The organism is Vreelandella andesensis (assembly GCF_003989795.1).
In the GTDB taxonomy this organism is placed as follows: Bacteria; Pseudomonadota; Gammaproteobacteria; order Pseudomonadales; family Halomonadaceae; genus Vreelandella; species Vreelandella andesensis.
This window is the reverse complement of record NZ_RZHG01000013.1, coordinates 104,208-113,578: the sequence shown is the minus strand read 5'-3', so window position 1 is coordinate 113,578 and position 9,371 is coordinate 104,208. Positions and strand designations below refer to the sequence as shown.

At 54.3% G+C, this 9,371-nt stretch carries 7 protein-coding genes; 2 read left to right on the top strand and 5 right to left on the bottom strand.

All coding sequences use genetic code 11. The features are described from left to right. The coding region (locus tag ELY33_RS07245) for a Re/Si-specific NAD(P)(+) transhydrogenase subunit alpha (protein ID WP_126946085.1) at window positions 1-1,563 on the top strand (1,563 nt) is incomplete at its 5' end. Between the two features lie 16 nt (window positions 1,564-1,579). Next, on the top strand, window positions 1,580-3,022 hold the full coding sequence (locus tag ELY33_RS07240) for an NAD(P)(+) transhydrogenase (Re/Si-specific) subunit beta (protein ID WP_126946082.1): 1,443 nt from the start codon (window positions 1,580-1,582) through the stop codon (window positions 3,020-3,022). Window positions 3,023-3,107: 85 nt separating this feature from the next. Here the strand turns inward: ELY33_RS07240 and ELY33_RS07235 are convergent, their stop codons facing one another. From ELY33_RS07235 to ELY33_RS07215, 5 genes are read right to left on the bottom strand one after another with little or no spacing between them, the layout of a single operon-like run. Continuing rightward, window positions 3,108-6,608 carry a pilus assembly protein gene (locus ELY33_RS07235; protein ID WP_244208577.1) on the bottom strand — a complete coding sequence of 1,167 codons (3,501 nt, stop codon included), beginning with the start codon at window positions 6,606-6,608 and terminating at the stop codon, window positions 3,108-3,110. After that, entirely contained in the window at window positions 6,605-7,045 is a 441-nt protein-coding gene (locus ELY33_RS07230) for a pilus assembly PilX family protein (RefSeq protein ID WP_126946078.1), read from the bottom strand. The genes ELY33_RS07235 and ELY33_RS07230 overlap by 4 nt, the downstream gene beginning before the upstream one ends. Before the next feature lies 1 nt (window position 7,046). After that, window positions 7,047-8,141, bottom strand: a complete 1,095-nt coding sequence (locus ELY33_RS07225; protein ID WP_126946075.1) for a PilW family protein — start codon at window positions 8,139-8,141, stop codon at window positions 7,047-7,049. Between the two features lies 1 nt (window position 8,142). Then, on the bottom strand, window positions 8,143-8,550 hold the full coding sequence (gene pilV / locus ELY33_RS07220; protein ID WP_126946072.1) for a type IV pilus modification protein PilV: 408 nt from the start codon (window positions 8,548-8,550) through the stop codon (window positions 8,143-8,145). A 19-nt stretch (window positions 8,551-8,569) separates the two neighbouring features. Beyond that, window positions 8,570-9,040 carry a GspH/FimT family pseudopilin gene (locus tag ELY33_RS07215; protein WP_126946069.1) on the bottom strand — a complete coding sequence of 157 codons (471 nt, stop codon included), beginning with the start codon at window positions 9,038-9,040 and terminating at the stop codon, window positions 8,570-8,572. Window positions 9,041-9,371: the final 331 nt, after the last annotated feature.

Genomic DNA, 9,371 nt, shown 5'->3' with positions numbered 1-9,371 from the left:
GGCGCACCGAAAGAGACAGCTCAAGGAGAAGCGCGTGTAGCGCTGACACCTGAGAGCGCAACACAGCTCCAAAAGCTGGGCCATGAATGCCTGGTGGAAGCCGGCGCGGGGGTTGCCGCGGGCTTTAATGACGACACGTATCGCGACGCGGGTGTCAGCGTTGTGGAAAGCGCGGAAGCGTTGTGGCGTGATGCGGACGTGGTGATTAAAGTCCGTGAACCTTCGGAAAAAGAGGCTCACTACCTGCGGGAAGGCCAGACGCTGATTGCATTCTTCTGGCCGGCACAAAACGACGCGCTGTTGGAAACCTGTAAAGCGCAGGGCGCGTCGGTTATTGCGATGGACATGGTGCCGCGTATTTCCAGAGCGCAAAAAATGGACGCGCTCTCCTCAATGGCTAACATTGCGGGCTACCGTGCGGTGATTGAGGCTGGCAATAACTTTGGCCGCTTCTTTACTGGTCAGGTCACGGCCGCGGGTAAAGTCCCCCCAGCCAAGGTGCTGGTGATTGGCGCAGGTGTAGCGGGCTTGGCGGCGATTGGTACCGCGACGAGCCTGGGCGCTGTGGTACGTGCGTTTGATGTGCGCCCCGAAGTGTCCGAGCAGATTGAATCCATGGGCGCTGAATTCCTGTTCCTCGATTTTGAAGACAGTCAGGACGGTTCGGAAAGCGGTGGCTATGCGTCACCTTCCAGCCCAGAGTTTCGCGAGAAGCAGCTAGCATGTTTCCGCGAACAAGCGCCGGATGTCGACATCGTCATCACCACGGCACTCATTCCAGGCAGGCCCGCGCCGAAGCTGTGGCTAGAAGATATGGTCGCGGCCATGAAGCCGGGCTCAGTGATTATCGACTTAGCCGCTGAAAAAGGCGGTAACTGCGATTTAACCAAGCCTGATGAACGTGTTGTCAGTGATAACGGCGTGGTGGTGGTTGGCTACACCGACTTCCCCTCACGCATGGCTACCCAAGCGTCGCTGCTGTACGCCACCAACATCCGCCACATGCTGACCGATCTCACCCCAGAGAAAGACGGTGTCATCCATCACAATATGGAAGACGACGTGATTCGCGGTGCCACGGTCACGCACCAGGGCGAAATTACCTTCCCACCGCCGCCCCCGAAAGTGAAAGCGATCGCCGCGGCGAAGCCGAAGAAAAAAGAGAAAGCACCAACGCCTGAAGAGAAAAAAGCCGCTGAACTGGCCACGTTTAAAGCTCAAACCAAACGGCAAGCTGGCTTGCTCGCGGTGGGTGGCGTGCTAATGCTGCTGTTAGGCCAAATAGCGCCCGCCTCATTTATGCAGCACTTCATCGTATTTGTGTTGGCGTGCTTCATTGGCTTCCAGGTAATTTGGAAGGTGAGTCATTCGCTGCATACGCCCCTAATGGCGGTTACCAATGCCATTTCGGGCATCATTATCTTAGGCGCCATTTTGCAAATCGGCTCAGGCAGTAGCGTCGTTATCGTGCTGGCTGCTATTTCGGTACTGATTGCGTCGATTAACATCGTGGGTGGCTTCCTGGTGACACGCCGGATGCTCGCCATGTTCCAAAAATCCTAAGCGGCGGAGAAACGATATGTTAGGACAAGGATTCGTATCTGCCGCGGCAATTGCGGCAAGTGTGTTATTTATTTTATCGCTAGGCGGGCTGAGTAATCAGGAAAAAGCCAAACGAGCCGTGTGGTACGGCATTATCGGTATGGCCGTGGCGGTGTTCTTTACCTCCCTCGGGCCTGGTATCGGTGGCTACTGGTGGCTGATTCCAGCGATGCTGATCGGTGCTGGGATTGGCGTCTATGTCGCCGGCAAGGTCGAAATGACCGAAATGCCTCAGTTGGTAGCGGCGCTTCATAGTTTTGTGGGCTTAGCAGCGGTATTGGTTGCCTGGAGCGCCGATTTAGAGCGCCGCCGGGTACTGGCAGCACAAGCCGCCGACGGCGCGATGCAAGAGTTTTCAGCGTTTGCCGCGTTGGTCGCTACAAAAGCCCCAGATGAGCTGACTTTTTTACAAATAGAAGTCGTGTTCGCCATTTTCATTGGTGCGGTGACCTTTACCGGCTCGGTGGTAGCATTCGGTAAGCTGGCAGGCAAAGTGGATGGCAAACCTCGCCAGCTGCCGGGTGGGCATATGCTCAACGCCGGTGCGGCGGTGCTTTCGCTGCTGCTCGCGATTATGTACCTCAATGGCGCAGGCTTCTGGACATTGATCGTGCTAGCGGCACTGTCGTTATTTATCGGCTATCACCTGATTATGGGCATCGGCGGTGCGGATATGCCGGTCGTGGTATCGATGCTCAATAGCTACTCCGGCTGGGCCGCCGCGGCGATTGGCTTCACGCTTTCCAACGACCTGTTGATTGTGACCGGCGCGCTGGTGGGTTCTTCAGGGGCCATCCTTTCTTACATTATGTGTAAGGCAATGAACCGCAACTTTATCAACGTGATTTTGGGTGGCTTCGGCGGCACCCAAGGGCCGGCGGCTGAGATTGAAGGCGAGCAAATCGCAATCGATGCCGGCGGTGTGGCCAGTGCCTTAAACGATGCGGATAGCGTGATTATTGTGCCGGGTTACGGCATGGCGGTGGCGCAAGCGCAAAGTGCAGTAAGTGATCTGGTGCGCAAACTGCGAGCCTCCGGTAAAAATGTTCGCTTTGGTATTCACCCAGTGGCGGGGCGTCTGCCCGGGCACATGAACGTGCTGCTGGCGGAAGCGAAAGTCCCCTACGATATCGTACTGGAAATGGACGAGATCAATGACGATTTCCCCAAGACTGACGTGGTGATCGTGATTGGTTCCAACGACATTGTGAACCCTTCTGCCGAGGAAGACCCCAATAGCCCTATCGCCGGCATGCCGGTATTGAAGGTTTGGGAAGCAAAGCAGGTGTTTGTCAGCAAACGCGGTCAGGGCACCGGCTACTCCGGCATTGAGAACCCGCTGTTCTTCAAAGAGAACACGCGGATGTTCTACGGCGATGCACGCGATAGTCTGAACGCACTGCTGCCGTTGATAGATTAACGCTTAGACAGCGATAGTCTTGTCGTAAAAGGAGCGGAGCGCACAAGCGCTCCGCTTTTTTTATAAGTGATAACTATCTAAAAGCTTAATTGGTGCTTTCTTCGCCACTTAGCTGTCGCCAGGAACGACGTCCTAGATGGTCGTCGCTAAACCCAATGGTGATTGAGCCGTCGCCGTTGGGCGAGGCATTTGGATCATCTGGATTGCCCACAAACAGCTGCTCAACATTGCCGTCGTTAACGCCGACCAAGCGTTCGCCTGTTCCTGCTTGTAAACCGGTAATTGCCTCGCCGTTAATGGTTGCATCGCTGTCCTCTTTGCCATCCCCGTTAAAGTCGAAGATGGTCGTGCCGCCGCTGCCACCGGTACTGGCTAGTAGCGACATAAAGAAACCGCTGCGTCCGCCGCCGCAGGGGTCAGATTCATCGGGCAATAGGGTCGAAAAGCGCACTCGCCTGGGCAAGCTGCTTGAAATAGAAGGCCCGGCAACTACACGTTCACCCGGGGGGAGTTCCAAGCGCCAGCCCCGCTGGCTGCTGGCAGGGGCAGTGTTTGTGCTAGCCCGTAAATTAACGCCATCGCGGGTTGCGCTTCCGGTGATGCGCTGCGTAACTAGGTCGGACGATGTGAACGAGAGGCGACGGTCAACGCGGTCCTGTAAACCAATGAGCTGCTGCGTTGACCGGTCACCGATATCGCTACTGCGGAAGTAGCTGCCGGTGCCGAATAGCACCATTAATGTATCAGGCGAGACGCTGCTTAGCGTCACGGCAGGTGCCGAGGTAATTGGCTGGTCAGCTTGGCCGATATATAGCTGGTTCACGCTACCTGTATTGGTGAGCGGAAAGCGCCACATATTACCTGCTAAATCACCCGCGTAGGCAAAGCGTGCGCCTGAAAAGCGTGGCCAAGCCGTGACAGTAGGTGTCGCCAAACCATTGGGGGCTTCTGCGCTGCCCGTATTGGTTTTTAAATGAGCGATGAGCTTGCCGTCGGTGAGACGCACCACAAATAGCGACGCCTGATAGCCGGTGCTGTTGTAGCCGTTACCAAAAATGGCGACCCAAGTGCCATCGGTAAGCTGAGTAATGGTGGGGTCGCTAACCCCGGTGCCTAATTGTGGGTGGCGAAATTCCCACAGTACGTCGGTTGTGCCTATGTTACTTGGGTCACTGACATCCAGGGCAAATACCGTACGGCCACCGGCCCCCATGGTGCCTACCGCCACGGCGTCTGGTCCGTCCTGGATATTAACGTCGCGCACCGCAGGCGTGCCATCCATAAAGTAGCGGTGGTTATAGCCTTCACGGGTTAGCGCACGCAGCGCGGGCGTATCCCCCTGGGTAAGTTCAGCGGGCAGGTAAGCAAACAGCTCACGGCCGTTGGTAGCGTTAAAGCCATGCAGCATCCCATCGTTGGCAGCCACCAGCAGTAGCGACGCGCGTGTTTCGTTACCCTGCAAAACCACCGGGCTGGCGTTGATAATATCGCCTAATAACGCGTTGGTACGAGGGCGAAGGCCCTGAACATTGACACCTTGTAACCAGCTGATTTCGGCGCTGTTAAAGCCACTATTTTCAGGCGTTAACAGGGCATCGACGCGTTGGCCATCGTCTAAGCGTTTAGACGTTAACAGACGTCGGTTACCTGCCTGCTGAGCAAGTGTGGTTTGGGCATTCCAGCGCTCACTGCGGCTGCCGTCCGGCTGAATGACAGATGCCGCTAGGCGGCCTGACCAGTCATCGCTTCTAAAACCAGCGGTAAACAGCAAATTACCCTCTTCTAGCCCAAATTCATCGCTATTCACCGCTGCGGAGGTGTTGGACTGAGAGGCCGCGATAATATTACCCAGTACCTGCTGCATCACTTGGTTAAGTGAGGCTTCGTCGTTGGCAAAGTAGGCGCGCTCAGTGCCGCCTGCGCGGGCCAGATCCCCCAGCGGGTCGTCAGGCACATTAGGCAAGTTAGCGATGTCCGGCGGCAGGTTAAAGCCGACAACGTAGGTTTTAACGGGATTGGAGAGTTCCTTATCAGTGTCGTCGTAAAGTCGCTTAATAGCTGCCTCGGCGTTGGCCAGCGCGCCACTCACGTTATTACCCAGTGAATTGCCGTTTCGATCAACCGAAGGAAGGCCATCGGTTAGCCAAATATTGGCATTAACCAAGCATTGCTGAGCATCCGGGTTGTTAATATTAGGGATGGCGATGTCTGAACGCTGGCCCTGATCGCGTCGAAATTCGCTATTTCCGCGAGTATTGTCTAAAAAGTAATCCCGAGCGGTATACATGGTGCCTTCGATAGGCGTTAGGCCCGTCGCGATTAACGGCCAGTTGGGGTCTGTCATGGGGTTGCCTGAGCCATTCCATTCATGTCGCTGAGTGCCCAGTTTTGTTTCGATTGCCTCCCAGTGCGCGTCGTTTACCGTCCCATCGGCGTTTAAGCCGCCAATCGGTACGTGCAAATAACCTAAGCCTGGCGAAGAGGTGGTTCGCCATTCCCACTGGTTCAGCTGTATTGATGCGGTATGCGATCCCCAGTTGGGAATACCACGTTGGCGTAAGCTGTCAACCAGCGGCAAGGTAAAATTAGACCTGACGGGGGCGCTATAGGAAATACCGTCGCCAATAAAGGGTGAGCCTGAAGGGCCGCTAGTCAGGCTGCGGTAACGTTCTGATAACTGATCAGAGGTTGCCGTTGGGGTGGAAATTCGTCGCCAATACTCGGTGATGTCGTTGGTGGGTAGACCACTACTGAAATTCTCCTCAAACATATAGCCGGGTACGCCAACGTTGAAAAAGGCATAAATATTTAGCCCTAGTAAGCGTGCCCGATAGCGTTTTGTTGGTGCATTCCATGCCCCTTCAAAGTCGGGGTTATACCAGGCCGGGTTAGCATCGGTAGAGTATCTCGGCTCAAGCGCACGCTCGGTCAGTCGCCATACAACGGTGCTACCGCTAAAGGCGTCGTCCCTGGTTCTAGACGCGGGGTTCTGCTGATAAGCCATCAGACCCATATTGATATCGCCCCGATAGCGTTCAATTAAATCACTTCCTACGCGCTTCATAATGCTGGATTTACTAAGTGGAGAGCGTGCTCCAGCAGGGCACTGTGAGGCATTAAATGTATCTGGTTGGCAGGCAGTAAGTGTCTCGCGGTCGCTGGTTGTAATGCCTACCGCCACCCGGCCATCCAAGCCCTCTTGGCCGCTTTCTGAGTTATCCAGTATCAGTAAAACGTTAGGCGGAACCCGACTAACCACGTTTAACGGTGCTGATGAGATCCCGGTTTGCTCTTCGGGTATCTCATAGTCTTCATCAATAGGGCCATCATCGCCGCCCCCAATCGGTGGTTCAGGCTCTGGGTCTGGTTCAGGCTCGGGGTCTGGCTCTGGTTCGGGGTCTTCTGGATCTGGTTCTCCCGGCGGGCCTGGGGACGGTTCTTCAGGCGGCGGGTCAGGGGGGAAGATGCCAGCACCCACGGCAGGCAGCGTGGTGTAGCCAACTGATAACACGAGTGCCAACGCGGCGGTCGACAAGCGCAAGTAGATTGTTTTTATAGACCTAGCCTTTATGAACCCTGTTTTCATTGCGCTTCCACTGGCTGCTGGCGAACATAGAGTGCTTCTAGCGTAACGCTGGTGTCTTCTCCCAAACCAAAGCCCTGCGCTTCAATGCGATAGAGCATTTCAACCAGTTCTACGCCTGCGTTGTTGGGGCGTGAGCCCAGCGCTGCCATTGGCTGCACGCGGTAGCGCGGGCTGCGCGATAGTTCATCAATATTCAGTTGATGAGTACGCCAGCCATTACTAACAGCCATACCGTTCTGGAGCTGGTTTTCAGCGCTACGCAGGGCAGCTTCTGCCGCTTGAAAAGCAACCGTGTAGTCTCGCTGGTTGGCTGCCATGCGGTCTTGAGTAATGGCCCCCTGCATAGAAGAGAGGCTGAGAATCGTGATAATGGCGAGAAAAATAAGGCTTAAAACAAGTGCCATACCACGCTGCTGGGAACCCCCTAACGCTTGCATGCTAGCGGTTCCTCAGCGAAATAGTGGTGGTGAAGGCTTGGTAGAGGCGGCCATCGTCAGCGGTGAAGGCGCTATCGCCGTGAAAATTACCGGTGGCAATAGTCGTTGGCGTGCGACGTAGATCGGTCTGATCACTTTGTATGATTAAGCTAACTCGCAGCGCACGCACGTTTTCCCACTGTTCTTCACTGAGCTGGTTGGGGGGAAGGTAGGCGTCATCAATTAAAAAGGCGGTACGCAGGGCAGCGACGTTACTGGCGACTATTTCGTTGCGTGGGGTCCTTTGGCTGAGGTTTAAACGCATCAACGACGGGGGCACATCGTTTTCTGGGTCTTGGCCAACATAGTAAATTGCGCTGCTCAGGGCGCTAAGCGAAACGGTTTGACCCACGCTGTAAGGGAGTGCGCTAGCTTCCCCTTCGCTGCCGCTCTCAACATTCATGTTGTCTAGCCATTCGGTGCCTGCCGTTATTTGCAGCATGTTGTCCTTGCTAGAGGCGTTATAAAACACCTCGCAGGTTTGTAGGCCCTGGAGAAGTACCAGCTGATTGCGATACAGGCTGTCTACGTTTCGGTTGAGGGTGAAAGTGAGAGCGGAAGCGGCGGTGGTCATATCGCTAATAGTTAGCGAATTATTAGCGAACCCCGTGCGAGTGATAAGCCCACCACGAAACACGACGCTGTGCTGACTTTCCACAGGGTTGAGTAACTGCGATGCAAAGCTGCGGGTACTCGTGTCGCTCCATGCCTGGATCGCGTTTTGAACGTTTTCAGAACCGTCAATATTGCGTAGATGATTGGTCGTTTGTGACGCTGCACAGCCGCCGCTGAAGTCTGCTTGGCGAAGTTCCTGAGCCAACGTATCCAGCGCGAACCGTCCAGCGTCTTGCATATTCGCCAGCGAGGTTTGAAATCGATAGCTTTGCTGAGACGAGATAAATAACTGTGTGGCGCCGGCCATTACCAGCAAGCCAATAACCATCGCGACCAGCAATTCTACCAAGGTAAACCCTGATTGAGCCGTAGCGCTGGGATAAGCCGTAGTGCGGGGATGAGTCGAAGGGCAGTGATGAGTCGTAGACGGTTGTTCGTCCATATTACAGCTCCGAAACAAGCTGAATTTGACGTACCTTTTCAGGGGCGGAGGCGTCTGCCCAGCGTACCGTTACATTGACACGCCGATTGTTGATTGCAATTCCCCCTTCACCACTGGGCAGCGCGCTAGCAAGGTCATTTACCCACTCGGATTGGTCGTTGGCGGGGAGCCCACTGCCAAGCACCGTACTGCCAACATTTAGTTCATAGGCAGCTACTTGATCAGGATTTGCGCGTACTCGATCCAGCATATCTTGAGCCATATTGGTTGCCTGAGTTTCAAAGTAGGCGGCACGGTTATGTACCAGTGACTGTGTTTGTAATCCAACCACTCCTAACAACCCGATGGATAGCACCAGCAGCGCTATCAATGACTCCAGCAGCGAAATTCCATGTTGCGGTTTAGGCATAGCAGGGCTCAACGTTGAATCAATCACAGGCTTGGCGACGGGTTAATACGCGAGAGATACCGCTTGGTTCCACTCGAATACAGCGGCCTCGCTCATCCAGCGTGATCGACACTTCCTGCGAGGCAAAACTTGCCGTTACAAGGCGGCCCTGGCTATTAAAGGTGAACGATTCAGGTGCACCGTTCACTGCAATATCGGGCTGGGATTGGGCCCATGTGCGCAGCGGTGTTGCATCATCGACGACCTCCCAGCCTGCGCTCCAACCGTTGCTAACAGGCTGTAGGCGAATGGAATGATTGCGCCTAACAGCTTCGCTGCGTGCGTAGCTCAAGGCGAGTTTGTAATCGTTTGCGGTGGTAATAACCCGATTTTCTTGAATGATGCGTGCAAAGTTAGGAATTGCGATAGTAGCCAAAGTGGCAAACAGTGCCAGTGCAACAAGCAGTTCTAACAAGGTAAAGCCCTGGGCGGAGTATTTTGCCGTCAGCATATAGTGCTTCTCTGTTGAATCTGCCGCTGTAGATACCTAAAGCTGCTGTAGCTACTTAAATAAGCTACTTTGATTTAACAAAATATCATAATGTAGCACGTGGCCAACTAAAAATAATCACTACAAATAAGCGCTATTTTGACGGGCGGTATTTACGAGGGAGGTCGCGAGCTGATAAGTGTGCACGGCGATGTTCTAAAAACGTTTTAGCTTAAAAATAGCTATAAACTATTAAGATGTTCGTAAAATGCAAATTGTAACTATCGTTCAGGTGCTTTAAAACGGTGGTAAGTTGATGGCGCACGCCTGACTGCATTTAGTGCAGCAAGAT